Source organism: Streptomyces sp. NBC_00637 (assembly GCF_045161545.1).
GTDB lineage: Bacteria > Actinomycetota > Actinomycetes > Streptomycetales > Streptomycetaceae > Streptomyces.
The window spans coordinates 7,196,796-7,220,663 of record NZ_CP109046.1 but is presented as its reverse complement, the minus strand read 5'-3'; the positions used below and the strand labels follow the sequence as shown (position 1 = coordinate 7,220,663).

At 72.2% G+C, this 23,868-nt stretch carries 27 protein-coding genes; 8 read left to right on the top strand and 19 right to left on the bottom strand.

The window, feature by feature from the left end; genetic code table 11:
• Positions 1-170: 170 nt before the first annotated feature.
• Positions 171-656 carry a hypothetical protein gene (locus OG440_RS31805; protein ID WP_406010188.1) on the top strand — a complete coding sequence of 162 codons (486 nt, stop codon included), beginning with the start codon at positions 171-173 and terminating at the stop codon, positions 654-656.
• Positions 657-729: 73 nt separating this feature from the next.
• Here the strand turns inward: OG440_RS31805 and OG440_RS31800 are convergent, their stop codons facing one another.
• From OG440_RS31800 to OG440_RS31770, 7 genes are all read right to left on the bottom strand, one after another.
• On the bottom strand, positions 730-1,233 hold the full coding sequence (locus tag OG440_RS31800) for a hypothetical protein (protein ID WP_406010187.1): 504 nt from the start codon (positions 1,231-1,233) through the stop codon (positions 730-732).
• Between the two features lie 146 nt (positions 1,234-1,379).
• Positions 1,380-2,072: a uracil-DNA glycosylase gene (ung, locus tag OG440_RS31795; RefSeq protein WP_406010186.1), complete on the bottom strand. Its 693-nt coding sequence runs from the start codon at positions 2,070-2,072 to the stop codon at positions 1,380-1,382.
• Positions 2,073-2,243: 171 nt separating this feature from the next.
• Entirely contained in the window at positions 2,244-3,824 is a 1,581-nt protein-coding gene (locus OG440_RS31790) for an ABC transporter substrate-binding protein (RefSeq protein ID WP_406010185.1), read from the bottom strand.
• 206 nt (positions 3,825-4,030) lie between these two features.
• Positions 4,031-4,792 carry an SDR family oxidoreductase gene (locus tag OG440_RS31785; RefSeq protein WP_406010184.1) on the bottom strand — a complete coding sequence of 254 codons (762 nt, stop codon included), beginning with the start codon at positions 4,790-4,792 and terminating at the stop codon, positions 4,031-4,033.
• A 34-nt stretch (positions 4,793-4,826) separates the two neighbouring features.
• Positions 4,827-5,588, bottom strand: coding sequence for a 3-oxoacyl-ACP reductase FabG (fabG, locus tag OG440_RS31780; RefSeq protein ID WP_406010183.1), 762 nt, complete (start codon positions 5,586-5,588; stop codon positions 4,827-4,829).
• A 132-nt stretch (positions 5,589-5,720) separates the two neighbouring features.
• Positions 5,721-6,137, bottom strand: coding sequence for a DUF3037 domain-containing protein (locus OG440_RS31775; RefSeq protein WP_406010182.1), 417 nt, complete (start codon positions 6,135-6,137; stop codon positions 5,721-5,723).
• Positions 6,134-6,889, bottom strand: coding sequence for a HipA family kinase (locus tag OG440_RS31770; protein ID WP_406010181.1), 756 nt, complete (start codon positions 6,887-6,889; stop codon positions 6,134-6,136). Before OG440_RS31770 ends, OG440_RS31775 begins: the two co-directional genes overlap by 4 nt.
• A gap of 190 nt (positions 6,890-7,079) precedes the next feature.
• On the opposite strand from OG440_RS31770, the gene OG440_RS31765 reads away from it, so the two are divergent.
• The gene (locus OG440_RS31765) at positions 7,080-7,562 is read left to right on the top strand and encodes a Rieske (2Fe-2S) protein (protein ID WP_406010180.1); all 483 of its coding nucleotides are present in this window, start codon (positions 7,080-7,082) and stop codon (positions 7,560-7,562) included.
• On the opposite strand, the gene OG440_RS31760 is transcribed toward OG440_RS31765, so the two are convergent.
• Positions 7,549-8,196, bottom strand: coding sequence for a cysteine hydrolase (locus OG440_RS31760; RefSeq protein WP_406010179.1), 648 nt, complete (start codon positions 8,194-8,196; stop codon positions 7,549-7,551). The genes OG440_RS31765 and OG440_RS31760 overlap by 14 nt on opposite strands.
• A 133-nt stretch (positions 8,197-8,329) precedes the next feature.
• On the opposite strand from OG440_RS31760, the gene OG440_RS31755 reads away from it, so the two are divergent.
• Positions 8,330-8,797 carry a pyridoxamine 5'-phosphate oxidase family protein gene (locus OG440_RS31755; protein WP_406010178.1) on the top strand — a complete coding sequence of 156 codons (468 nt, stop codon included), beginning with the start codon at positions 8,330-8,332 and terminating at the stop codon, positions 8,795-8,797.
• A 6-nt stretch (positions 8,798-8,803) separates the two neighbouring features.
• Here the strand turns inward: OG440_RS31755 and OG440_RS31750 are convergent, their stop codons facing one another.
• On the bottom strand, positions 8,804-9,706 hold the full coding sequence (locus tag OG440_RS31750) for a LysR family transcriptional regulator (RefSeq protein ID WP_406010177.1): 903 nt from the start codon (positions 9,704-9,706) through the stop codon (positions 8,804-8,806).
• Positions 9,707-9,780: 74 nt separating this feature from the next.
• Between OG440_RS31750 and OG440_RS31745 the strand changes: the two genes are divergently transcribed.
• Positions 9,781-10,713, top strand: coding sequence for a DMT family transporter (locus tag OG440_RS31745; RefSeq protein WP_406010176.1), 933 nt, complete (start codon positions 9,781-9,783; stop codon positions 10,711-10,713).
• Between the two features lie 31 nt (positions 10,714-10,744).
• On the opposite strand, the gene OG440_RS31740 is transcribed toward OG440_RS31745, so the two are convergent.
• Positions 10,745-12,076 (bottom strand): aminotransferase class I/II-fold pyridoxal phosphate-dependent enzyme, encoded by a 1,332-nt coding sequence (locus tag OG440_RS31740; protein WP_406010175.1) that lies wholly within the window; start codon positions 12,074-12,076, stop codon positions 10,745-10,747.
• Positions 12,077-12,111: 35 nt separating this feature from the next.
• Between OG440_RS31740 and OG440_RS31735 the strand changes: the two genes are divergently transcribed.
• Together OG440_RS31735 and OG440_RS31730 are read left to right on the top strand one after the other, a co-directional pair.
• Complete coding sequence (locus OG440_RS31735) at positions 12,112-12,795, top strand: pyridoxamine 5'-phosphate oxidase family protein (protein WP_406010174.1); 684 nt, start codon at positions 12,112-12,114, stop codon at positions 12,793-12,795.
• Positions 12,795-13,427: an FMN-binding negative transcriptional regulator gene (locus OG440_RS31730; RefSeq protein ID WP_406010173.1), complete on the top strand. Its 633-nt coding sequence runs from the start codon at positions 12,795-12,797 to the stop codon at positions 13,425-13,427. Before OG440_RS31735 ends, OG440_RS31730 begins: the two co-directional genes overlap by 1 nt.
• Positions 13,428-13,487: 60 nt before the next feature.
• Here OG440_RS31730 and OG440_RS31725 read toward each other — a convergent pair whose 3' ends face one another.
• Positions 13,488-14,486, bottom strand: a complete 999-nt coding sequence (locus OG440_RS31725) for an EamA family transporter (protein WP_406010172.1) — start codon at positions 14,484-14,486, stop codon at positions 13,488-13,490.
• 198 nt (positions 14,487-14,684) lie between these two features.
• Entirely contained in the window at positions 14,685-15,194 is a 510-nt protein-coding gene (locus OG440_RS31720; protein WP_406011510.1) for a Clp protease N-terminal domain-containing protein, read from the bottom strand.
• A gap of 341 nt (positions 15,195-15,535) precedes the next feature.
• On the opposite strand from OG440_RS31720, the gene OG440_RS31715 reads away from it, so the two are divergent.
• On the top strand, positions 15,536-15,964 hold the full coding sequence (locus OG440_RS31715; protein WP_406010171.1) for an SRPBCC family protein: 429 nt from the start codon (positions 15,536-15,538) through the stop codon (positions 15,962-15,964).
• Between the two features lie 75 nt (positions 15,965-16,039).
• On the opposite strand, the gene OG440_RS31710 is transcribed toward OG440_RS31715, so the two are convergent.
• On the bottom strand, positions 16,040-16,681 hold the full coding sequence (locus OG440_RS31710) for a PadR family transcriptional regulator (protein ID WP_406010170.1): 642 nt from the start codon (positions 16,679-16,681) through the stop codon (positions 16,040-16,042).
• 119 nt (positions 16,682-16,800) lie between these two features.
• On the opposite strand from OG440_RS31710, the gene OG440_RS31705 reads away from it, so the two are divergent.
• On the top strand, positions 16,801-17,610 hold the full coding sequence (locus OG440_RS31705) for an SDR family NAD(P)-dependent oxidoreductase (RefSeq protein WP_406010169.1): 810 nt from the start codon (positions 16,801-16,803) through the stop codon (positions 17,608-17,610).
• Between the two features lie 87 nt (positions 17,611-17,697).
• On the opposite strand, the gene OG440_RS31700 is transcribed toward OG440_RS31705, so the two are convergent.
• The 6 genes from OG440_RS31700 to OG440_RS31675 form a co-directional block, all read right to left on the bottom strand.
• Complete coding sequence (locus OG440_RS31700; protein ID WP_406010168.1) at positions 17,698-18,537, bottom strand: class II glutamine amidotransferase; 840 nt, start codon at positions 18,535-18,537, stop codon at positions 17,698-17,700.
• A gap of 45 nt (positions 18,538-18,582) precedes the next feature.
• Positions 18,583-19,017, bottom strand: coding sequence for a hypothetical protein (locus OG440_RS31695; RefSeq protein WP_406010167.1), 435 nt, complete (start codon positions 19,015-19,017; stop codon positions 18,583-18,585).
• A 64-nt stretch (positions 19,018-19,081) separates the two neighbouring features.
• Entirely contained in the window at positions 19,082-19,513 is a 432-nt protein-coding gene (locus OG440_RS31690) for an SHOCT domain-containing protein (RefSeq protein WP_406010166.1), read from the bottom strand.
• 110 nt (positions 19,514-19,623) lie between these two features.
• Positions 19,624-20,301, bottom strand: coding sequence for an HdeD family acid-resistance protein (locus OG440_RS31685; RefSeq protein WP_406010165.1), 678 nt, complete (start codon positions 20,299-20,301; stop codon positions 19,624-19,626).
• A gap of 69 nt (positions 20,302-20,370) precedes the next feature.
• On the bottom strand, positions 20,371-20,568 hold the full coding sequence (locus OG440_RS31680) for a hypothetical protein (RefSeq protein ID WP_406010164.1): 198 nt from the start codon (positions 20,566-20,568) through the stop codon (positions 20,371-20,373).
• Positions 20,569-20,693: 125 nt separating this feature from the next.
• Positions 20,694-23,444, bottom strand: a complete 2,751-nt coding sequence (locus tag OG440_RS31675) for a LuxR C-terminal-related transcriptional regulator (protein ID WP_406010163.1) — start codon at positions 23,442-23,444, stop codon at positions 20,694-20,696.
• Between the last annotated feature and the right edge of the window lie 424 nt (positions 23,445-23,868).

Here is a 23,868-nt window from a genome sequence, read left to right as displayed (position 1 = left end):
ACGGGCCCCCTCCACACCCACCCCCGGGCGGCCCGAGGATCCACCGGCCCGGCGACTGACGTCAGCACGGGTGGGGGCGGTCCCTCGTACGGTGTGGGAGATCACCCGTGTGGGGCAACCTCCGCCGCTCCGCTGTTGTCCGGGCGGGCGGAACCACCAGAGTTGCGCGGGTGCAGCGAACGACGACTACCGCAACGCTCCTGGTCACCGTGGCCGTCTCGGCTCTGGCGGGATGCGTGACCGTCCAGCGCCCGGCCGCGCCGGGTCCGGTTCTGGCACCGTCCCGGCCGTCCGTGCCGCGTCCGGAGGGGCGGTCCGAGGTGCAGGTCGTGCAGGCGCCGGCCCGCGAGGCCCTGGAGATGGCCGGGCCGTCCCGTAAGCCGGAGCCGGATGCACCGGCGGCGCCGGCACAGCGGCGGCGGACGGCGGGGGTGCCGGGCGGCGGCGCGGGACAGCCACCCTCGTCCCGTTCCCGTCCGCACAACCGGCCGGCCCATCCGGAAGCCCGGCGGCACGCACTGCCGCGCGTCGAGATCCCGGACGTGGAGGAGGAGGTGCGCAAGAACATCGACGTGTGCGCGCTCGGCAGGACGTACGGCGGATGGCAGGGTGACAGCCCGGAGGCGGCGATCTGCCGGCAGGCCTACGGGCGGTGAGGGGTCAGGGCTTGCGGGAGTCGCCGGAACCCGCAGCGCGACGCCCGCCTCGGGGGTCTCACCGCTCCCGGGCTCACCACTCCCACCGCCGGCCTCCGCGCCCCTCCCAGCCCCCCTCGCCTTCGCCCTCCCCCAGACTCCGTTCCATCCGGCTGATCGCCGCCCGTACCCCGTCCCCGTAGCTGTCGTCCCTCAGCGCCACGGCCGCCGTACGAGCCCTGCGCACGTGGGTACGGGCGGCCTCGGCGCGGCCGAGTTTGACGTAGTCCGCCGCCAGGTTGAGGTGCAGCGACGGGTAGAGCGCCCGCACCTCGACCGAGCCGTGGCGCTCCTCCTCCGCCGCCGTCAGGGCCCGCAGGTCCCACGCCAGCTCGTCCGAGGGGTCGTCGTGGGTGTCGGCCAGGTAGTGGGCGAGGGTGCAGCGGTGCAGCGGGGCGCCGTCCTCGCCGAGCTCCGTCCACAGGTCGAGAAGGCGTCGGCGGGCCTCCTCGCGGTCTCCCCCGTGGTGCAGCATCACGACCTGCCCGATCCGCGTCAGCAAGGCGTCCGGCACCGTCTGCCCCTGTCGCTCCGCCACCACGGCCTCCTTGCGTCGTTGTGACGACGCTAGCCGCAGGCATGCGCGATCGCGGTCAGGCGGCACCGTGCCGGTCCGCGGAGGAACCGGCCCGGCGGCAGGGGGCAGGGGGTACAGGACCGGCGGGCCGGTGTGGCCGAGCCGGGTCAGGTCCGGTCGGCCAGGTTCGGGATCGTCCAGTCGATCGGCTCGTGGCCCTGCTGTGCCACCGCCTCGTTGATCTGCGTGAACGGGCGGGAACCGAAGAACTTCTTCGCCGACAGCGGCGAGGGGTGGGCGCCCTTGACCACGATGTGCCGGGTCTCGTCGATGAGCGGCAGCTTCTTCTGCGCGTAGTTGCCCCACAGGACGAAGACGGCCGGGTCGGGCCGGTCGGCCACCGCGCGGATCACGGCGTCCGTGAACTTCTCCCAGCCCTTGCCCTTGTGCGAGTTCGCCTCGCCGGAGCGGACCGTGAGGACCGCGTTGAGCAGCAGGACGCCCTGCCGAGCCCACGGCATCAGGTAGCCGTTGTCCGGGATCGGCGTGTCCAGCTCGGCGTGCAGCTCCTTGTAGATGTTCCGCAGGGACGGCGGGATCTTCACCCCGGGCCGCACCGAGAAGCACAGGCCGTGCCCCTGGCCCTCGCCGTGGTACGGGTCCTGGCCGAGGACGAGCACCTTCACGCGCTCGTACGGCGTCGCGTCGAGCGCGGCGAAGACCTCGTCGCGCGGGGGGTAGACGGGACCCGCCGCCCGCTCCTCCTCGACGAACTCCGTCAGCTCCTTGAAGTACGGCTGCTGGAGTTCGTCGCCCAGAACCCCGCGCCAGGACTCGGGCAGCATGGCGATGTCGGTCACGTCAACGTCCTTGGGTCGTGCGGTCACTTGCAGAGGACAGAACCTACAGGCGACCACTGACAACCGTCCCTGCGGACCGGTTCACCGACCGGCCCCGGACCCTCGGCCCGCACCGGCCGGCTTCACCGACGGTCTTCACCGGCCGGCGCCCCCCGAGGGTCCGCCGACCGTCTACCAGCTGGTCTTCCGCGTCAGCTCCCACATCATCATGATCGTCGACGGGTCCAGGGACCGTTCGCCGCCCGAGACGTCCTCGGACGAGGCGAGGTACTGCTTGCCCTGCCACAGCGGCAGCAGCCGGGCGTCGTCGACGAGGATCTGCTGGGCCTCCTCGAAGTCCTTCACCACGTTGGCGCGGTCGCTCTCCCCGCGGGAGCGGGGCAGCAGCACCTGGGTGATCTCCTTCGCCGGGTAGGGCGTGCCCAGCGCGTTCTGGTCGCCGACGAAGGGGGCGATGAAGTTGTCCGCGTCGGGGAAGTCCGGGGCCCAGCCGCGGCCGAACACCGGGTACTCACCCTTCTGGTAGCCGACCACATAGGTGTTCCAGGGGCGGCTCTTCAGCGTGACCGAGAAGAGACCCGAGGCGTCGAGCTGCCGCTTGATCTCCTTGAACTCCAGGGCGGTGTCGGAGCCGTAGCGGTCGGTGGTGTACCAGAGGGTGAGCGGGACGGTCTCGGTGATCCCCGCCTCGGTGAGGATCTTGCGGGCCTTGCCGGTGTCGGGGTTTCCGAAGGAGTCGAAGAATCCGGTGGTGTGACCGGTCAGGCCGGACGGGACCATGGAGTACAGCGGCTCGACGGTGTCCTTGTAGACCTCGTGGGCGATCGCGGCGCGGTCCACGACCTGGGCCACGGCCCGGCGCACGGCGACCTTGTCGGACCACTTGTCCTTGGGGTTGAACACCAGGTAGTTGATATTGCTGCCGGCGCCCTCGATGAGCTGGAGGCCCTCGTTGGCGGCGTTCTTGCCGTCGAGGTCGACGATGTCGTCGGCGGCGAGACCCTGGTAGGTGATGTCGATGTCCTTGGCGCGCAGGGCCTTGACCATCTCGCCGGAGTCCTGGAAGTAGCGGATGGTCACCGCGTCGTTCTTGCGGTCGGCGAAGCCCTTGTAGTTGTCGTTGCGGACCAGGACGGCCTGCTTGCCTTCTTCGTAGGACTGCAGCCGGTACGGCCCGGAGCCGACGATGCCGTCCTCCTTGCGCAGGGCCTTCGCGGAGTAGTCGTCGGGGTCGACGATGGACATGCCGGGGGTGGCGAGGACGAACGGGAAGGTGGCGTCGGCCTTGTTGAGCCGGAAGACGACCTGCTGGTCGCCCTTCGTCTGCACGCTGTCCAGGCTGCCCAGGAGTCCGTTGGGGCCGGTCTCGGCGTTGATCGTCCGGATCCGGTCGATCGAGTACTTCACGGCCTTCGCGTCGAGCTTGTCGCCGTTGGAGAACTTGAGGCCGTCGCGCAGCTCGCACTTGTACGTGCGGTTCGAATCGTCCGTGAACTCGCACTCGGCGGCGTCCGGCTGGGGGCTCGTCGCTCCGTTGGGGTAGCTCAGCAACGTCTGGTAGATGTTGCGGAACAGCTCCCAGGAGCCGTCCCAGGCGGCGGCGGGATCGAGCGTGCTGGGAGCACTGGTGGTGCCCACGACGATCGGTCCGGCATCGTCGGAGCTCTCCTCTCCCAGGAGGCTGCATCCGGCCACCAGGGATATGGACACGATCGCCGCCATCTGCTGCAAGGATCGGTTCCGGTTGAACACGCGCACGCTCCTCGATCTGCCATGCCAAGGGTTGGCAGACCATACCGCAGCCCCAGGCGCCGTGAACCCGCGGCCTTGAAGCATTCTTGATCACTTCGGGGTGACTACGTTGTCATCGCCCGCGCGACGCCTGAACAGACGTTTCGGGCGCCGTTTCCGTCAGGAAACGACGCCCGAACCGGTGTCGAATTCAGGCCAGGCCGTGATCAGCCCACGCCGGCGTTGAGGAAGATCCCGCCGTCGACGACGAGCGTCTGGCCGGTGATCCAGTCCGACTGCTCCGAGGTCAGGAACGCGGCGGTGCCGCCGATGTCGGAGGGCACGCCGAGCCGGGCGAGCGGGTAGGCGGCGGCCGCCTCCTCCTCGCGGCCCTCGTACAGGGCCTGGGCGAACTTCGTCTTCACCACGGCCGGCGCGATCGAGTTGACCCGCACGCGCGGCGCGAACTCGTGCGCCAGCTGCTGGGTCAGGTTGATCATGGCGGCCTTGCTGATGCCGTAGGCGCCGATGAAGGGCGAGGCGGAGAGGCCCGCGACGGAGGCGATGTTGACGATCGCGCCGCCGTTGTCCTTCTGCCAGGCGTGCCAGGTCCGCTGCGCGAAACCGAGCGCGGAGACCACGTTGGTCTCGAAGACCTTGCGGGCCACCTCCAGGTCGAGGTCGGCGATCGGCCCGAACACCGGGTTGGTGCCGGCGTTGTTGACCAGGAAGTCGACGCGGCCGAAGGCCTCCATGGTGCGTTCGACGGCGGCCGCCTGGTGCGTCAGGTCGTGCGCCTTGCCGGCGACGCCGATGACGCGGTCGGCGCCCAGCTGCTCGACGGCCTCCTTGAGCGCGTCCTCGTTGCGGCCGGTGATGCAGACCCGGTCGCCACGGGCGACGAGTGCCTCGGCGACGCCGTAGCCGATGCCGCGGCTGGCGCCCGTGACGAGCGCGACCTTGCCGGAGAGTGCGGGCAGTTCAGTCATGTTCGTGATCCCCAGTGCTCCCTAGTGCTGCCTGTTAGTCGAGCGGTCCGCCGGCGACGTACAGCACCTGACCGGAGACGAAGCCGGCGGCCTCGTTCGTGAAGAAGGCGATCGCGTTGGCGATGTCGTCGGGCTCGCCGACGCGCGCGACCGGGATCTGGGTGGCGGCCGCGGCCTTGAACTCCTCGAAGCCCATGCCGACCCGGGCGGCGGTCGCGGCGGTCATGTCGGTGGCGATGAAGCCGGGGGCGACGGCGTTGGCGGTGATGCCGAACTTGCCGAGCTCGATGGCGAGGGTCTTGGTGAAGCCCTGCAGACCGGCCTTGGCGGCGGAGTAGTTGGCCTGGCCGCGGTTGCCGAGCGCCGAGGAGGACGACAGGTTGACCACCCGGCCGAAGCCGGCGTCGACCATGTGCTTCTGGACGGCCTTGGTCATCAGGAAGGAGCCGCGCAGGTGCACGCCCAGGACGGTGTCCCAGTCGGTGACGCTCATCTTGAACAGCAGGTTGTCGCGGAGCACGCCCGCGTTGTTCACGAGGATCGTCGGCGCGCCGAGCTCCTCGACGATGCGTGCGACCGCAGCGTCGACCTGGGCCTCGTCGGAGACGTCGGCGCCGATCGCGACGGCCTTGCCGCCCGCCGCGGTGATCTTCTCGACGGTGTCCTTGCAGGCGGCCTCGTCGAGGTCGACTACCGCGACCGCACGGCCTTCCGCGGCCAGCCGTACGGCGGTGGCGGCTCCGATGCCGCGCGCCGCGCCCGTGACCACGGCGACCCGCTGCTCAGTGGTGGACATTGCTGGTTCTCCTCGCCCTTGAGAAAATCTGGATGCGCCCGAGTGGTGAGCGACCGCTTAGTACCTTCGGCAGACGTGACGCTAGAAGCCCTGGCACCCGGTGTCAACGCCACACGGCGCGGGTGTGATCCATTACCTCACCAGCAGTTCCAGCAGCCGCTCGGTCTCGGCCGCGGGATCGGTGGTCAGCCCCGTGTGGACCGGCCCCGGCGAGACGATCGTCGAGCGGGGCGCGATCAGCCAGCGAAAGCGCCGTCCGGCGTCGTCGTGCGCCGCCTGTCCGGCGGCCGCGCCGCCCGCGCACACGCCCTCGACCGCCCGCAGGGCGGCCCTGACCCCGGCCAGGTCGACGTCCGGGTCCAGCGCGAGCAGCTTCGCCTCGTCGAGGTGGGTGCGGGCACCGACGTAGTCCCGGCCGCGGCAGTACACGAGCACACCCGCGTTGACGCACTCGCCGCGTTCGACGCGCGGGACGACGCGCAGCAGGGCGTACTCGAAGACGTCCCGGTCCCCGCCCTGGCCCGGCCGGATGATGTGGCGCTCGGTCACTTGGTCCCCTTGATGCGTTCGTGGATGACGGCGGCGCGGGCGAGGAGCGGGGCCGCGTAGGCCCGCCGGAGCGCGTCCGCGCCGTCGAAGCCGGGCTCGTCCGCCAGCCAGACATCGGGGATCTCGGCGGTGACCTCGGCGAGGAGGTCGGCGGTGACCAGCGGCGCCAGCTCGGCCGCCGCGCTCGCCACGTCCGGTCCGAACGGGGTGAGCGCGTGGTCGGAGGCGTCGTAGGGGCGGGACGCGGAGGTCTCGGCGGTGGGCCAGTTGTGCTGCCAGATCATGGTGGCGCCGTGGTCGACGACCCACAGGTCGCCGCGGTGGACCAGCAGGTTGGGGTTGCGCCAGGACCGGTCGACGTTGTTCACCAGCGCGTCGAACCAGACGATCCGGCCGGCCTCCTCGGGGGTCACCGGGAAGGCGAGCGGGTCGAAGCCGAGCGCGCCGGAGAGGAAGGCCATGCCGAGGTTGGTGCCGCCGCTGGACTTCAGCAACTCCTGTACCTGCTGGTCGGGTTCGCCGAGCCCGAGCACGATGTCGAGCTCCACGGTCACCAGGCGGGGCACCCGGAAACCGAGCCTGCGGGCGAGTTCGCCGCAGACCACCTCGGCGACGAGCGTCTTGCGGCCCTGGCCGGCGCCGGTGAACTTCATGACGTACAGACCGAAGTCGTCGGCCTCGACGAGCCCCGGCAGGGAGCCGCCCTCGCGCAGGGGTGTGACGAAGCGGGTCGCGGTGACTTCCTTGAGCATCGCCCCAGGCTACTGGGCCTGGCATGATGCGCGGCCGACAGCTTCGCGACAGCTCTGGCTTACGCCGCACTCATCTCGAACGGGTCAAGATCTCGACACTGTCCGGACTTGACGGGGGTGCTGAACGAGCGGCGCCCGCGGCTCGTACCTCTCGTCAGATCCACGCATCCCCTCGGAAGGAACCGCCAGCATGACCAGCGCATCGATCAAGTCCACGTCGGGGCCTGCCCGCCGTACCGTCGTGGCAGCCGCCGGAGCCGCGGGGCTCTCCGTCGCGCTGACCGCGTGCGGAGGCTCCGACGACGACTCGTCGAGCTCGGCCGGCACGTCGGGTTCCACGGCCGCCGCGAGCACCGGCGGCACGACCGGCGGGGACGCCGCGGCCGGCTCCGCGCTCACCACCACCGCGGAGATACCCGAGGGCGGCGGCAAGGTCTTCGACTCCGAGAAGGTGGTCGTCACCCAGCCGACGGCGGGCACGTACAAGGCGTTCTCCGCCGTCTGCACCCACCAGGGCTGCGCGGTCAAGAGCATCGCCGACGGCGTGATCAACTGCCCCTGTCACAACAGCAACTTCTCGATCACGGACGGCAGCGTGAAGAGCGGTCCCGCGCAGAAGCCGCTGCCCGAGGTGGCGATCACCGTCAGTGGCGAGTCGATCACCCTGGCCTGACGGCCGTCCGGCGCAGGCACGCCAGCACCTCGTCCGTGGTCGCGACCGTGGCGACCAGCGCGAGGGTGTGGCGGATCATCGCGGGGGTGTAGTCGGCAGGCACCCCGGCGATGGCGTCCGACGGCACGACGGCCGTGTAGCCCCTGTTGACGGCGTCGAAGACGGTGTTCGGGATCGCCACGTTGGCCGAGACGCCGGTGACGACCAGGGTGCGGCAGCCCAGGTTGCGCAGCAGCGCGTCGACGTCGGTGCCCTGGACCGGCGACAGCCCGTGCAGCCGCCGCACCACCAGATCCTGCTCGGCCACCTCGATCGGGGGCGCCAGGCGGGTCGCGTCGGTGCCGGTGAGCTGCTGGACGGGAAGGCGCTCGGCCGCGCGGAACAGCCGGGCGTTGCGGTTGGCGCCCCGGCCGTCGGGGCGGCGCTCGGCGACGGCGTGCACGACCTGGACGCGGCTCGCGTGGGCGGCCGCCACCAGCCGGGCGACGTTGGCGAGGGCGCCCGACTCCCTTGCCGCACGGGCGAGTTCGGGCAGCGCGGCGCCGGGCCCGACGACGCCCTGCTGGCACTCCACCGTGATCAGGACGGTGCTCGCCGGGTCGAGGAGGGCGCTGAGCTGTTCGTACGACGGCATGGCTCCCCCTGGCGTCGGGTGTGGAGCGGGCGACGGTAACCGCCATTGCGCGCAGAAGGAAGAAGACCCATGCTTTCCTGACGGAATTTCAGGAGAGCGGCACGTACCCACAAGAAAAGAATGAGGGGGCCGGATGACCGTCACGCAGCGCCGCGGCCGGAAGATCATGATGTCGCCGGGTGAACTGGACGCGTTCCTCACCCTCCAGCGCACCTGTCGGGTCGCGACCGTGTCCACCGACGGCGCCCCGCACGTCAGCGCCCTGTGGTTCCTCTGGGACGGCACCGCGCTGTGGCTGTACTCGGTCGTGCGCAGCAAGCGCTGGGCGGACCTGAAGCGCGATCCCCGGGTCGCGATCGTGATCGACACGGGCGAGGAGTACGACGCGCTGCGGGGCGTCGAGCTGTCCGGCGTCGTGGAGTTCGTAGGGGAGAGCCCGCGGACCGGGGAGCTGTGCGCCGAACTCGACGCCGTGGAGACGCTGTTCGCGCGGAAGAACTTCGGCCTGGACGCGATGCCGCACGACGGCCGGCACGCGTGGGTGCGGCTGACGCCCGCGAAGATCGTGTCCTGGGACTTCCGCAAGCTGGGTGGTGTGTAGGGCCGTTCAGCCCACGGCCTCCCCCGCCGCCTTGAGCGCCGCGACCGCCGCCCGGATCGACGGGCGGCGGTCGGCGTCCGCCCGCCAGAGCACGTAGACATGGCGGCGCACCCGCTGCCGCAGGGGGACCGTCACGACGCCCTCGGGCACCGGGTGACGGCCGAGCAGCGGCGCGATGCACACCCCCAGTCCGGCGGCCACCAGCCCGAGGTGGGTGTGCGTCTCGGCCGCCCGGTGTCCGACGATCGGCTCGACGCCCCGGGAGCGCAGGGTGAACATCAACCATTCGTGACAGAACTCGCCCTCGCCCCAGGTGATCCACTCGTCCTCGGCGAACTCCGCCAGATCCACCTCGTCCCGGTCCGCGAGGGGGTGCCCGGCCGGCATCGCGACATCGGCGGGATCGTCCAGGATGGGCGCCTTGACCAGGCCGTCCGGCACCGGCATCGGCTTGTTGTACCAGTCCAGGACGACGGCGAGGTCGAGGTCGCCGCGGACCACGCCGGCGACCCCGCGCTCCGGTTCCAGCTCGCTCGAACGCAACCGCAGCCCCGGGTGCGCCTTGCGCAGCTCGGCGAGCGCGACGGGAAACAGCCCGCGCGCGGCGGTCGGGAACGCGGAGAGCCGCAGCTCCCCCACCACCTGCCCGCGCTGGGCCTCCAGGTCGGACTGGGCGAGCTCGACCTGCGACAGGATGCGGGACGCGTGGTCGGCGAGCAGCCGTCCCGCGTCGGTGAGCCGCACACCGCGCCCCTGCTTGGCGAGGAGCCGCTGGCCGACCTCCCGTTCCAGCTTGGCCATCTGCTGCGAGACGGCGGAGGTGGTGATGTGCAGGCCCGTCGCGGCGCCGCTGACCGACCCGTGCCGGGCCAGGGCGTCGAGGGTACACAGGCGCTCCAGATTCAACATGTAAGCGATGCTACGAGGTATCGCTCGAATATTCTCGATTGTGTAAGGGGACGCCGTCCAGCATCGTTACGCTCATGACTGCTGTCACGGCCCCCGCCCGGATCTCCCCGCAGGCCCCCGCCCGCCCCCGCCGCACCCTCGACTGGCGGTTGCGCTTCGGCGTGCTGTCGCTGATCTGGGGCTTCAGCTTCCTGCTCATCAAGGTGGGCACCGACGGTTACGCGCCCTTCCAGGTCACCCTGGGCAGGCTGCTCTTCGGCACGGCGGTCCTGGCGGTCGCGATGGTGGTCAAGCGCGAGCGGCTGCCGCGCGGGGCCCGCACCTGGGCGCATCTGACGGTGGCGGCGTTCCTGCTCAACGCCCTGCCCTTCTCCCTGTTCGCCTACGCCGAGCTGACGATTCCCTCCACCCTGGCCGGCATCTGCAACGCGACCTCACCCCTGTGGGGCATGGCCCTCTCCCTGGTGGCGCTGTCGGAGGACCGGCCGACCCGGCTCCGCGTCGCCGGCCTGGGCCTCGGCTTCCTGGGTGTCCTGACGGTCCTGGGCGCCTGGCAGGGCTTCCACGGCCTGGACGCCCGGGGCACGGCCCTGGCCCTGATCGCCTCGCTCAGCTACCCGATCGGCTGGATCTACCTCCGCCGCACCCTGGCGGACACCGGCTCCTCGGCCCTGTCGATGACCGGCGGGCAACTCCTGCTGGCCACGCTCCAACTGGCCGTTGTCACGCCCGTTTTCACCACCCTCCCGAGCCACTTCCCGCTGGTCCCGCTGCTCGCGACGGCCGCCCTGGGCGCGCTCGGCACAGGTCTCGCCCTGCTGATCCAGTACGGCCTGGTCGCGGAAGTCGGTCCCACGACGGCCCAGATGGTCACCTACTTCATCCCCGTGATCGCGACGGCGGCGGGCGTCGCGATCCTCGGCGAGCCGCTGAGCTGGTCGACCCCGGTGGGCGCGGCGATCGTCCTGGCCGGCGCGGCCCTGACCCAGGCGCGCGGCAGATCCTGAGACCGCACCACTCCCGTACAGCCGCCGTGGCCTAGACGTATCCGCGCACGCCGCCCACCCGCACCGCGGCGGCGACGGCGTCCGCCAGCGGGCCGACCTCCTCCCGGCCCAGCGTCGACACGGTGATCCGGATCCCGGGCGGAGCCTCGATCCGGAACCGGGCCCCGGGCGCGACGGCCCATCCCGCCTGGAGCATCCGGGCGACGGCCCCCGTCTCGTCCGGCACGGGAATCCACACGTTCATCCCGCTGCGGCCGCGCGCCTCGACGCCCCGCTCGGCCAGCGCCGTGATCAGCGCGTCCCGCCGGCTCCCGTACGCCTCGGCCACCGCCCGTGCGTCCACGGCCGCGTCGGTCCACAGCCGCAGCACCGCCCGCTGGGTGATCCGGCTGACCCACCCCGGTCCGAGCCGCTGCCGCCCGCGCACCCGGTCGAGCGTGACCTCGTCCCCGGTGAGCACGGCGAACCGCAGGTCGGGCCCGTACGCCTTGGCCACCGAGCGCACGAACGCCCAGTGCCGGGTGACGCCCGCGAGGGGGTGCAGCGGGAGGTCGACGATCCCATGGCCGTGGTCGTCCTCGACGAGCACGGTCTGCGGGTGTGCCCGCAGCACGGTACGCAGGGCACGCGCGCGTGCGGCACTCAGTGCCGCGCCGGTCGGGTTCTGCGCCCGGTCGGTGACGATCAGGGCGCGCGCCCCGGCCTCCAGGGCGCGCCGCACCTGCTCGGGCAGCGGGCCGTCGTCGTCTACGCCGACCGGGACCGGGCGCAGTCCCAGCGCCGGGACGAGGTCGAGCAGGGAGCCCCAGCCGGGATCCTCGACGGCCACGGTGTCGCCCGGCCGCAGATGCGCCGCGAGGACGCGTTCGATCGCGTCGAGCGAACCGGAGGCGACGGCGACGGGCCCGGCCGGCACCCCGTCCGCGTCCAGCCCGGCCCGCGCCAGCCTCGCCAGTTCGGGCTCCAGCGAAGGGTGCCCGTACAGGACGGGCTCCCGGTCGCCCTGCGCGGCGGCCCACGCGAACGCCGGCGCCAGCGGGGGCAGCAGCGCGGTGTCCGGGTTGCCGGCGGCCGCGTCCCGCACGCCCTCGGGTACCTCTACCCGGAGGAACTCGCGCCCGGTCGTGGCGGGCTTCGATCGCACCCGGCTGCCGCGTCGGCCGTCGGTCTCGATCACCCCGCGCTCGCGCAGGGTGCGATAGGCGGCCGCGACGGTGTTCGGGTTCACCTCCAGCGCGGTCGCCAACTCCCGCATGGGTGGCAGCAGTTGCCCGGGACCGAGCTCACCCGAGCCCACCGCCGCCTCGATGCTCGCGGAAATGTCCGCCGCACGCCGGCCTTTGATCGGATATTCTCCTAGCACAAAGCTTATTATGCACTAGTGCAATGGAGAACGCCATGCAGGGGACCCCGGAGACGACGACACGGCCCGCCGCCTACACCCCGACCGACCGCACCATCCCCACCCGGTCCGCGCAGAAGGCCTCGTACGACAGGGAGGTCGTGCACGCGATCCTCGACGAGGGCTACGTCTGCCACCTCGGCTTCGTCCGCGACGGCGCGCCGGTCGTGCTGCCGACCCTGTACGGCCGGGTCGGCGAGACGCTCTACGTGCACGGCTCCACGGGCTCGCGTCCGCTGCGGATGACGGGACAGGCGGACCCGGGGCTGCCGGTGTGCCTGACGGTGACGCATGTCGACGGCCTGGTGCTGGCCCGCTCGGCCTTCCACCACTCGATCAACTACCGCTCGGTCGTGGTGCACGGCATCGCGTACGACGTGACGGACCCGCAGGAGAAGCTCACCGCGCTCGACGCCCTCGTCGACCACGTCGTCCCGGGCCGGGCCGCCGACTCGCGCCCGGCGAACAAGAAGGAGCTGGCGGCGACCGCGGTGATCCGCCTCGACCTGAACGAGGTCTCGGCGAAGACCCGCACCGGCGGGGTGAACGAGGAACCCGAGGACCTCGCCCTCCCCCACTGGGCCGGCGTGCTCCCCCTCCGCAAGGGCTTCGACGCGCCCCTCCCGGAGGCCGACCTCGCCCCCGGCACCCTGCTCCCCGACTACCTCGCGGTGCCGTGATGCTCATCCATCCCTGGGACGCGCCCCACGACGACGCGGAGTGGCGCGACTGGCTGTCGCTCCACGACTTCGGCCAGCTCGCGGTCAACGGCCCGGCGGGCGAGCCGCCGTTCGTCCAGCCGCTGCACTTCGCCTACGACCCCGCCGCGGGCGAGGCGGTCACCCACCTGGCCCGCCCGAATCCGCTGTGGCCCGCCCTGGAAGCGGACCCGACCGTGATCCTGAGCGTGGTCGACGACTACGTCTTCGTTCCCGGCCCCTGGCAGGCGCCGCCGGGCGCCCCGGCCGAGCACGGCACCCCCACGACCTTCTACGCGGCGGTCCAGCTGCGCTGCACGGCCCACCTCGTGGACGATCCGGCCGCCAAGGCCGAGCTGCTCGAACGGCAGCTGGGTCACTTCCAGCCGGAGGGCGGCTCCGCCCGGCCCACCGTCGGCGAGGCGCCGTACGGCCGTCTGCTGTCCGGCATTCGTGGGATCCGGCTCGAAGTGACCGGCGTGCGGGCGAAGTTCAAGTACGCGGCCCACCGGCCGGGCGAGACCCAGGACCGCATCGCCGCCGGCCTGGCCGCCCGCGGCGGCCCACGCGACGCGGCGGCCGGCGAGCACCTGTCGCGACGCCGCGGGGCATGACCTCAGGCGGCCGAGGACGAAGGAGCGCCGACGCCCGCGTTCGTTGGCGTGACCGGGAGCCTAGGCAGCCGTTCCACGGGCCGACAGCTCCCGTTCGGGGCTGCCGCCGGCCACCGGCCCGGAGCCGCCCTTGGCCGGAGCGGACGACTGCGCGATGAACGCGCCCAGGAGCACCACCGCGCCACCCACGATCTGCGGCGCCGAGAGGTGCTCGCCGAGCAGCACCCACGCCAGGACGGTCGCGATGACCGCCTCCAGACACGCCACCACACCCGCGACCTGGGGAGAGAGCCGGCGCACGGAGACCACACCAGTGACGTACGCGACCACCGTCGCGAGGAGCACGATCCAGGTCAGCAGCAGCCAGGCCGGGGTGTCGGTGCCGTTCATGGCGGCGGTGTGCGCGAGGACCGACCAGTCCATGCCCCAGGGGCGGGAGACGGCGGTCAGGACGACGGCACCCACGAGGAGGCCGTACGCGATGACGCCGAGCGGATCGGGGGCGTCGTCCCCGGAGTCGCCGCCCTGGTCGGACAGGACGAAGTAGCCGACCTGGCAGCAGGCGGCCGCCAGCGCGAGGAGCAGTCCGACGACGTCGAAACCCAGCCCCGACCAGACCTCCACGACACAGGCCAGCCCGCCCACCGCGAGGACCACGCCGAGCGCGGCGGCACGCGTCACCGGCCGCCGCTGCACGAACCGCACCCAGCCGAGCACCAGCGCGGGCGCGAGGTACTCGACGAGCAGCGCGACACCGACCGGGATGCGGGAGATCGCGGCGAAGTAGAACGCCTGCACTCCCGCCACGCCGAGCAGCCCGAACCCGGCCAGCAGCGCCGGGCGGGTGCGCAGCAGGGCGCGGTGCCGGACGGCGAGCGGCAGCATCACCAGGGCCGCGCCGGTCACCCGCAGCCACACGACGTGCAGCGGATCGAGGCCCGCCTCGATCAGCGGCTTGGCCGCGACCCCGGATCCGCCGAAGGCGATGGCCGACCCGATCGCCAGACCGAGCCCGATGCCCCTTCCGCGCTTGCCCTCACTGCTCACAGACGTATGCACCGGCCCATGATGACAGGCGATGACATGAGCGTCATCCTCGTTGACACCTGTCTCATCGGCTGGACCTCTCCGGTCGGCGGGCCGGGCGGTCGACAGCCGGAGGGGTCGGGCCGGGCAGTCGGGCGGCCGGCAGTCGGGACGACAGGCCGGGCGTCGCCGCGGTCGGCGGTCACGGCGGCAGGCCGGGCCGGCGTGGGTTCAGTACGCGCCTTCGCCGCGTCCGGCGCGGGCCTCGTGCTCCTCAAAGCCGTGCTCGATCCGTGCGCGCAGCTCGTGGACGTCGACGGCGGCGCGGGTCAGCACCTCGACGGCCCGCGCCTGCGGGTCCGCGACGATCGCCGCGAGCAGGTCGACGCCCCGGACGAGCGCTCCGCCGCGCCCGGCGGCCCGTAGGCACGCGTCCTCCAGTGCGGCCCCGGCCAGCGGGGAGAAGCCCTCGACGGCCGTCACGACGGGCAGGGTTCCGGAGTCCTCGACCGCGCCCTGCCAGCGCAGGCCGTAGCCGATGCTGCGCTGGACGAGGTAGCCGAGGAGCCGGGCGAGCTGCGGCCCGCCGTCGAAGGCGCCGCGCACCTGGGGGTCCTGCTCCAGGAGCGAGTGCAGCAGGTGGGCGGTGTCGATCTGCCGGTCCCCGTCCCGCACCGCCCTGCGGCGGGCGGCGGCGAGCGCGGCCGCGGGCTCGACGGCGAGCCGGTGGTCGTCGTCCATGCCGTGCGCCACCGGGTGCTGCGGCGCCTGCCGGGAAGTACGGGATTGCACCACCCCACCCCATCAGTTTCGGCCGGGCGCGGTCATCCCCGGCGGGGAGCATCTTGGCGTCCCACACAGAGCGGACCCCGACCGTCGGAATCTCCTCCCTACGGATGAGATCAGGCCGAACTCCCCGTCGCGACGCCGCCGACTTGTCACACTCCGACCGCGCGACCGGCGAGCGTCGACGCACGCCTCCTCCACACTTCCTGACGGTTCGTCAGTATTGAATGTTCGAGGCCCTGGGGCTACGTTCCGCGCACCGCAGCCCGAGCTGCCCGACACGAAGAGGTGGTCGCATGGCCGAAATCAGCGCGGAGGCACGCATCGAGGCGTCGGCCGAGAAGGTGTGGGCCCAGCTCACCGACTGGTCGGCCTACGGGGAGTGGAACGCGACCCACACCAACTTCCCCAAGGGCGGCCCCGAGACCCTCGAAGTCGGCTCGACCTTCCAGGAGAACATGAAGCTCATGGGCTTCCCGGCCGAGGTCGAGTGGACCGTGACGGAACTGGAGCCCGCCCGGCTGCTCGCCATCAGCGGGAAAGGCCCGATGGCGGTGTCCGTCGCCACCCGCTACACCCTGACCCCCGAAGGGGACGCCACGACGGTCCGTATCGACGGCGAGTTCACCGGCGCGGCCGTGTCGCTGATGGCGGGCAGGCTCAAGGACTCGGGCACGGCGGCACTGAACGAGTCGCTGCGCAAGCTGGGCGCGCTGATCGTCTGACCGGGCGAGGCGCGCGGCACACGAAGGCGCCCCGCGGATGACTCCGCGGGGCGCCCCGGTACCGCCGTACGGCGATCAGTCCTCGTCGGCGAGGATCAGATACAGCTTCTTGCGGGCGTCGTTGATGACCGTGAGCGCCTTCTCGCGCTGCTCCTTGCTGCCGGTCTTCCAGACCTGCCCGAAGGCTTCCATCAGACCGAAGCCGGCCTGGCGGATCTCACTGAGGGCCTCCCAGTCGACACCCCGCGAGGCCTCCTCCCAGGGGGCGTCCGGGCCCTCCTCGGCGGCCGTGCGGCCTTCGTCGGTGAGCGAGAAGAGCTTCTTGCCGCCGTCGCTCTCACTGCTGATCAGGCCCTCGTCCTCCAGCAGCTGGAGGGTGGGGTACACCGAGCCCGGGCTGGGCTTCCACGCCCCGCCGCTGCGCTCGGCGATCTCCTGGATCATCTCGTAGCCGTGCATCGGCCGGTCTTTGAGCAGGGCCAGGATCGAGGCCCGTACGTCACCGCGCCGCGCCCTCCCCCGGGGCCCGCCGCGCCCTCGTCCGCCCCAGGGGCCACCGAAGCCCGGCCCGAAGCCGGAACCGCCGGGGCCGAATCCCGGACCGCCGGGGCCACCCGGACCGAAGGGTCCGAAAGCCGCCCGTCGTCCGTCGAAGCCGCGGCGGCCGCGGCGGGGGTCGTCCTGTCCATGTCCACGCTCGAATCCGTGGGTACGCATCGCAAACCACTCCTTCATTCCATCGTTGATCTGTCGCGATGCGTCAACGATATATCGGAATAGTTCGCTTGACAAGGGTCCTGTCCGTCGGTGACCCGAACGCCGTCTAGGGTGCGGACATGACATCCCGCAGCCCCTCGCACGGCACCCCGGAGACCGAGACCTACCTGTCGCACCTGTTCTCGCTGGACGGCCGGGTAGCCGTGGTGACCGGCGGCAGCTCGGGCATCGGCCGGGCCATCGCCGGCGCTCTCGCCCGGGCGGGGGCGGGCGTGGTGATCGTGGCGCGCAAGGAGGCTGAGCTGGCCGCCACGGTCGACGAGCTGACGGCGGACGGCTGCCGGGCGGCCTGGGTGAGCGCCGACCTGAGCACCCGCGACGGGGTGCGCGCCGCCGCCGAGCGGGCGGCCGCGGTCTACGGCGAGCCCGACATCCTCGTCAACTGCGCCGGCATCAACCTGCGGCCGCCCATGGGCGAGCTGGGCGAGGAGGTCTGGGACGCCACGATGGCGGTGAACCTGGAGGCGCCCTATCTGCTGGGCCTGCGCTTCGGGCCCGGCATGGCCGAGCGCGGCTTCGGGCGGATCATCCACATCAGCTCGCAGCAGGCTCACCGCGCGTTCGTGCAGAGCGGTGCCTACGGCGTCTCCAAGGGGGCCCTCGAATCGCTGGCCCGCTCCCAGGCCGAGGCGTGGTCGCCGCACGGCGTCACCTGCAACACCCTGGTGCCCGGCTTCGTCCTCACCCCGCTCAACGCGCGCCTGCAGTCCGACCCGGAGAAGGTGACGGCGCTGGCCGCGCGCACCATGGTCGGACGCAACGGCCTGGCCGAGGACTTCGCCGGAGCCGCCGTGTTCCTGGCCGGCCGCTCCTCCGGCTATGTGACCGGCCAGACGCTCTTCGTCGACGGCGGCTTCTCGGTGCACTGACGCGCGCGATGCCGGGCCGACCGGGCCCGGCATCGTAGGGAAGGCCGTACGCAAGGCCGTACGCAAGGCCGCGCGGAAGGCCGTGCGCTAGGCGGCCTTCGGGACGAAGTCGAGGATGTCGTCCCCGCCGGGCTGCACCACGCCGTACGTACTCTCGGGAACCCTGTTCCAGGCCCCGGGCAGGTCACCCAGGGGCTCCGAGACGATGAGACGGGTCTCGTCGGAGACCTCGCGCAGGAACGCCAGGTCGGGGTGGAGCGACCGGAGCGTGTCCACGGCGGTGCTGTAGAACAGCGAGCGCGATTCCCCCTGGCTGGAGTAGCGGAAGGCCCACAGCCGTTGTCCGTCGGTCACGGCGACCGTCATCTGGACCGGGAACTCCACACCGTGCGCGTGGCCGGTGCGTTCCACCAGGCCGACCATCCGCGCGACCGCGCCCGGCGGATCCTCCTCCAGGCCGAGGGTCAGGGCCAGGAAGAACATCATCTCGGAGTCCGTCGACCCCTCGATGTCGAGGAACAGCTGCGGGTCGACGGAGAGGGCCAGGTCCCGGCGCATCCGGTGGAAGTCGGCGATCGCGCCGTTGTGCATCCACATCCAGCGCCCGTGCCGGAACGGGTGGGAGTTGGTCTGCTGCACCGCCGTACCGGTCGAGGCCCGGATGTGGGCGAAGAACAGCGGTGAGCGGACGTGACCGGCGATCTCCCGCAGATTGCGGTTGCTCCACGCCGGGCCGATCTCGCGGACCACGGCAGGGGTCCCGTCGGTCCCTTCGGTGCCGTACCACCCGATGCCGAAGCCGTCCCCGTTCGTCGTCTCCACACCCATCTTGGAGTGCAGGCTCTGGTCGATCAGCGAGTGCGTCGGCCGGTAGAGAATCGTTTCGAGCAGGACAGGGGTTCCCGAGTAGGCGAGCCAACGGCACATCGTCTACCGCCTTCCTGGTGTTGCGGACGGGACGGCCCCGCCCGGTCAGTCCGCGGACCTGTCCGGGTTCACCACGCACAGCGCCCAGATGACGAACCCGGAGAAGGCGATCATCACGACGGACCAGACCGGGTAGTACGGCAGGGAGAGGAAGTTGGCGATGACGATCAGCCCGGCGATGGCCACGCCGGCGACCCGCGCCCACATCGCCGACTGGAACAGTCCCAGACCGACGATCACCGCGACCGCGCCCAGGGCGAGGTGGATCCAGCCCCAACTCGTGAGGTCGAACGCGAAGACGTAGTTGCGGGTGGAGAGGAAGACGTCGTCCTCGGCGATCCCCATGACGCCCCGGAAGATGTCCAGCACTCCGGTGAGCAGGAGCGTGACGGCGGCGAAGACCATGAGGCCCTCGGCCCATTGCTGCCTGGCCGTGTGCCGCTTCGCGGACGGCGCGTGGGTGGGGTGTGTCGCTGTCATTTCCGAAGCCTCGATTCGGTGTCGTCCGGCTCGGCTGTCCGACGGTCGTGGGCGTGCGGTGGGCTCAGCGGCCGGAGCCGCTCAGGACCAGCTTCTTCGCCTTGTCGAACTCCTCGTCCGTGATGTCCCCGCGGGCACGGATCTCGGAGAGCCGGGCGAGTTCGTCGACGCTGCTGGAGGGGCCGCCGGTGCCCTTGGCGGTCTCGCGGATGTAGCTGTCGAAGGCCTGCTGCTGGTCCCGTGCCTGCTTGATCTCCCGGCGCCCCATGTTCTTGCCCCGCGCGACCACGTAGACGAAGACGCCCAGGAAGGGAAGCACGATGCAGAACACCAGCCAGCCGGCCTTGGCCCAGCCGCTGAGGTCGTCGTCGCGGAAGATGTCCACGACGATCCGGAACAGCAGGACGAACCACATGATCCACAGGAAGAACACCAGCATCGTCCAGAAGGCGCTCAGCAGCGGATAGTCGTAGGCGAGGTACGTGTCCTCACTCATCTTTCTCCTCCGTTCCGGGCCGGGGCCCGACATGGCGTTGTGCCGTTCTCACTTTGCGCGTGACCGGGGCGCGGCGGCCTCACCCGGGGCGGGTGACCGTGCCGTCCTTCTCAGACCGTCCCGGCCCCCGGTCCCGCCGGGCGCGCCCTGCGCACCGCGGCCCGCCAGGCGAAGGCGACCGCCGCCTCGACCAGACCGAGCAGGACGAGCCACAGGCCGAGCAGCCGGGTCAGTGCCCGGGCCGACTCGGTGGGCAGCGCGAGCACCACGATCCCCGCGACGATGGCGAACACGGCGGCTCCGAGCACGATGCCCCGGTGGGGCAGGTCCTTGGTGGCGAGCGCCGTGTAGAGGGTGAGGATGCCGGACACCAGCCAGAGAACGCCGACGATCAGGGACAGCGTCGCGATGGTCTGCAGCGGGTTGCGCAGGCACAGCACCCCGGCGACCACGTACAGCACCGCGAGGAGGAGCCCGGTGAGGCGTTCGCCGTGGTCCTCCCGTGCGAACGCCGAGACGAACCGGAACACCCCGGTGACCAGCAGGTACAGGCCGATGAGGACCGCGAGGACGTGCAGCGTCTCGTCCGGCCAGACCAGGATCAGGATGCCCGGCACGAGCGTGGCGACCGCCGAGCCGAGGATCCAGGTCCAGGAGCGCCCGAGGACGGCCAGCGCCTCGGCGGGATCGACGCCCACCGGTGCGGACCCCGGCCCGCCGGACCGCGGGTCGGGTCCGGTGTGCGGGTCCGGTCCGGTGTGCGGTGCGGGATCAGGTGAAACGCTCATGACTCCTCCTCGCGTCCGACCGGGGACGGCGGTCTCCCGCTCGGGTCTCCGGCGCGGCTCTCCGGCTCGTCACTCCGGCAGTTGACGCATCTCCAGGACCCGCAGTCCCAGGGACTGACAGCGGGCCAGCAGCCCGTACAGGTGCGCCTCGTCGACGACGTACCCGAACAGGACGGTCTGCCCGGACATGACCACATGCTCCAGCTCCGGGAACGCCCTGGTCAGCGCCTCCGACAGATGCCCTTCGACGCGGATCTCGTAGCGCATGAGCTGCTCTCCCCGGGATGGCCTGGGATTGGCGGACTGCGCACTCGGCCCTGCGATCGTCCGTCCTCCCGGGGGCGTCCGGCTTCACCCACCACGGGCGATCCGGCGCGGCCCGGCGCCCTCGGTCACAACAGCTTCAGCTCACGGGCACGGCGGACCGCCTCGTTGCGGCGGTTGACCGCCAGCTTCCGGTAGGCGCTCTTGAGGTGCGTCTTGACCGTGTTCACGGACACGAACAGATCGGCGGCGATCTCCTCCGTCGACATCGTCAGGGCGAGCCGGCGCAGCACGTCGAGCTCGCGTCCGCTCAGCTCCTCCACGACCAGCAGCGGCGCACCGTCGGACGTCGGTCCGCCGACGGTCGGCCTGGCGGACGTCGGCCTGCCGGGGGCGGGCCGGGCCCCGGCCTGGCCGCGGGGTGACGCCGTGTCCAGGAACGGGCGGATCCATGGACCGGCCTCGATGAAGGGGCGTCGCAGTCCGTCCCGTCGCGCCTCGCGCAGAGCCTGGGCGACCAGTCTGCGTGAGCCGGCCGCGTCCCCCGCCTCCGCCGCCACCTGCGCTCGCAGCAGGGTGGCCCGGACGGTCACCGCGGGGCCCGCGCGTCCTTCGGACCGCACTCCGTCGAGGAGGTCGATCGCCACCTCGGGCCGGCCCGCCGCGAGCTGGGCCCGCGCGGCCCCGACCGCGTACGCCGACCGTTCGTCCGATATCGCCTGCCACACCTCGACAGCCGTCTCCGGTCGGCCTTCGGCCAGATGCGCGGCGGAGACGACGAGCGCCGTCTGCCCCTCCGCCCACGGTGAGACCACAGCGGCCGGCACAGCGCGTTCCGCCGTTTCGAGCGCGGCTCGGGTGTCGCCGCGGGCCAGCTGCAGACGAGCGGTGGCGATGGCCCGGCCCGCCTCCAGGACGGGGTCCCGCAACGCCGGGTCCGACTCGGCCGCCTCGTCGAGGAGGGCGCGCGCCTGGGCCAGGTCGTCGCGGTCCACGGCGACGGCGGCCAGCACCAGGCGCCCCATGCCGGAACCGGACGGCTTGGGCAGACCGTGCCGCTCCGTCTCGGTCACCGCCGCCCGGGCCTTGCGCTCCGCTCCGCCGGGCCAGCCGTTCAGATAGTCGATCAGGGCCAGCCGACCCAGCGAGTCCTCGCGGGCGAGCGCGGTCGAAGCCTCGGCCGACGAGCCGGCGACCCTCGACAGAGCGACGCCGGCGTCCTCGAACCGCCCGGCCCACAGACGCGTCGAGCCCAGATGGGCCAGCAACAGCGCGGTGAGCTCGGGATGCCTCTCCAGCAGGTGGGCCGGCGCCCGGTCGCACAGCATCTCGGCCGCGGCCGCGGCCCACTCGGCCCGGCCCGGCGCACCGGCCAGCCGGGCGGCCAGCGCCTCGAGCAGGGCACAGCTCAACCGGGCCGCCACGAGGCCGGGCGCCTCGTCGGGGCCCCACCCGGCCTTCAGCGCCTGTTCCGCCGCGTCGCCCGGCTCGCCGGTCAGCCCCAGCTCGGCGGTCAGCCGCTGCTCGGCGTGCCGCAGGTGTGTCAGGCCCCGGTCGAGATCGCGCCGGGACAGCTCCCGGGCGGCGCGCACCAGGTCCGTCGCGGGGCTCGCGGCCTCCGGCCCCATCCGGGAGAACAGCTCGGCGAGTTCGTCCGAGCGCAGACCGGTGAAGAGCCAGCCGATGGCGAAGTCGTCGATCAGGGCCCCGGCGGTGAACTCCCAGTCCCCGGCGGCGGCGCCCTGGCCCAGCGTCTCCGTGAGGGAACCCGAACCCCGCAGCCAGTGGGCCGCCCGCCGGTGCAGTTCGGGCTCCAGGCCGGGCGAACGCATCCGCAGATGGGCCAGCAGGATCTCTCCGAACAGCGGGTGGAGGCGGTACCAGTCCTGCCCGAGGTGCTCCACGAACGCGTTCGCGCGGTGCAGGCCGGCCAGGATGGGTCCGGCGTCGGTGCGCTCCGTCAGGGCGTTCACCAGTTCGGGGCGGAACCGGTCGAGGACGCTGACCCGCAGCAGGAGGTCCTGTGTCTCGGGGGGCTGCCGTCTGAGCACCTCCGCGAGCAGGAAGTCGGCGACGGTCGTGCGGTCGGCCTCGAACTCCTTCAGATACTTCTCCGGATCCGGGTCCTCCCGCGCGGCGAGGGCGCACAGCCGCAGGCCGGCCGCCCAGCCCCCGGTACGGTCCACGAGTCCCTGGGTGGCATGTGCCGAAAGGCTCAGCCCGTGCAGCTCCAGCAGCTCGGCCGCCTCCTCGGCGGTGAAGGCCAGCTCCGCGCCCCGGATCTCCGTCAGATCACCGGCCGCCCGGTAGCGGTGCAGCGGCAGCAGCGGCTCGGTACGGGAGACGAGGATCAGACGCAGGCCGTCGCCGGCGTGGTGCAGCACGAACTCCAGCTGCTCGGCGATCTCCGGGTCGATCACCCGGTCGTACTCGTCGAGCACCACGATCGCCGGCCGGTCCAGCGTGCTCAGTTCGGCGGCGAGCCGCGCCAGCAGCTGGCGGGTCACCCGGCTCGCGTCCGCGGGACAGCCGATCTCGGCGGGCAGCGACGTTCCGGAGGCACGCAGTGCCTGGAGCAGATACGCCCAGAGCATGCCGGGACCCTGCGCCGCGGCGTCCGTGGTGAGCCAGGCGACGGGCCGGTCGCGCGCCGCGGCCCAGTCGGCGACGAGCAGCGTCTTGCCTGCGCCCGCGGCACCGTTGACCATGGTCAACGGCGTGTGCAGCGCCTCGTCGAGATGCCTGACCAGCCGCTCACGCCGCAGGAACGTCACCGGCCGGGCCGGTACGGCGAACCGGGTGCGCAGAAACGGATCCCCTTGGGGATCGGCGGCGGACGACGCCGTCGGATCGGTATCGCTCTCCTCGAGCCCAGTCATGGCGCTCACCGCCACTGGTCGTCAGGTCATGGGTTACACGCTCCCTCAGCATCCCAGGGTTCGGCCCGGGGTGCCCTGCGAGAGCCCCGGGAGCGGCCGGGCACGGGGCGGGCGGGGCCGGGTCGCGCCGCGCCGGGTCGCGGGCGTGGGCCGCGCCGCGCCGGGTCGCGGGCGTGGGCCGCGCCGCGCCGGGTCGCGGGGGGGGCCGAGCCGCGTCGGCCGAGGGGGGCGCGCCGGGCCAACGCAGACCCGGCCCGGAGTGCAGGCGGCGGGCCGACACAGACCGGCCCGGCGTCCGGGTGGCGCGACGCCTGTCGGCATGTGCCGGCTGGGGGCCCGAGCGCGCCCCGGCTCGGTTCTTCGCGTATCAACCGCGAGGCTCCGGCCCGACGCGGCCTCCGCGTGCTCCCGGCGAAGCCGCGCA

What these genes read in the sequence shown, in the direction of transcription:
- OG440_RS31785 (WP_406010184.1), bottom strand. Translation starts at nt 4,792, where the DNA reads ATGACTGAACTGCCCGCACTCTCCGGCAAGGTCGCGCTCGTCACGGGC.
- fabG (WP_406010183.1), bottom strand. Translation starts at nt 5,588, where the DNA reads ATGTCCACCACTGAGCAGCGGGTCGCCGTGGTCACGGGCGCGGCGCGC.
- OG440_RS31770 (WP_406010181.1), bottom strand. Translation starts at nt 6,889, where the DNA reads ATGCTCAAGGAAGTCACCGCGACCCGCTTCGTCACACCCCTGCGCGAG.
- OG440_RS31765 (WP_406010180.1), top strand. Translation starts at nt 7,080, where the DNA reads ATGACCAGCGCATCGATCAAGTCCACGTCGGGGCCTGCCCGCCGTACC.
- OG440_RS31760 (WP_406010179.1), bottom strand. Translation starts at nt 8,196, where the DNA reads ATGCCGTCGTACGAACAGCTCAGCGCCCTCCTCGACCCGGCGAGCACC.
- OG440_RS31755 (WP_406010178.1), top strand. Translation starts at nt 8,330, where the DNA reads ATGACCGTCACGCAGCGCCGCGGCCGGAAGATCATGATGTCGCCGGGT.
- OG440_RS31750 (WP_406010177.1), bottom strand. Translation starts at nt 9,706, where the DNA reads ATGTTGAATCTGGAGCGCCTGTGTACCCTCGACGCCCTGGCCCGGCAC.
- OG440_RS31745 (WP_406010176.1), top strand. Translation starts at nt 9,781, where the DNA reads ATGACTGCTGTCACGGCCCCCGCCCGGATCTCCCCGCAGGCCCCCGCC.
- OG440_RS31735 (WP_406010174.1), top strand. Translation starts at nt 12,112, where the DNA reads ATGCAGGGGACCCCGGAGACGACGACACGGCCCGCCGCCTACACCCCG.
- OG440_RS31730 (WP_406010173.1), top strand. Translation starts at nt 12,795, where the DNA reads ATGCTCATCCATCCCTGGGACGCGCCCCACGACGACGCGGAGTGGCGC.
- OG440_RS31720 (WP_406011510.1), bottom strand. Translation starts at nt 15,194, where the DNA reads ATGGACGACGACCACCGGCTCGCCGTCGAGCCCGCGGCCGCGCTCGCC.
- OG440_RS31715 (WP_406010171.1), top strand. Translation starts at nt 15,536, where the DNA reads ATGGCCGAAATCAGCGCGGAGGCACGCATCGAGGCGTCGGCCGAGAAG.
- OG440_RS31710 (WP_406010170.1), bottom strand. Translation starts at nt 16,681, where the DNA reads ATGCGTACCCACGGATTCGAGCGTGGACATGGACAGGACGACCCCCGC.
- OG440_RS31705 (WP_406010169.1), top strand. Translation starts at nt 16,801, where the DNA reads ATGACATCCCGCAGCCCCTCGCACGGCACCCCGGAGACCGAGACCTAC.
- OG440_RS31700 (WP_406010168.1), bottom strand. Translation starts at nt 18,537, where the DNA reads ATGTGCCGTTGGCTCGCCTACTCGGGAACCCCTGTCCTGCTCGAAACG.
- OG440_RS31695 (WP_406010167.1), bottom strand. Translation starts at nt 19,017, where the DNA reads ATGACAGCGACACACCCCACCCACGCGCCGTCCGCGAAGCGGCACACG.
- OG440_RS31690 (WP_406010166.1), bottom strand. Translation starts at nt 19,513, where the DNA reads ATGAGTGAGGACACGTACCTCGCCTACGACTATCCGCTGCTGAGCGCC.
- OG440_RS31685 (WP_406010165.1), bottom strand. Translation starts at nt 20,301, where the DNA reads ATGAGCGTTTCACCTGATCCCGCACCGCACACCGGACCGGACCCGCAC.
- OG440_RS31680 (WP_406010164.1), bottom strand. Translation starts at nt 20,568, where the DNA reads ATGCGCTACGAGATCCGCGTCGAAGGGCATCTGTCGGAGGCGCTGACC.
- OG440_RS31675 (WP_406010163.1), bottom strand. Translation starts at nt 23,444, where the DNA reads ATGACTGGGCTCGAGGAGAGCGATACCGATCCGACGGCGTCGTCCGCC.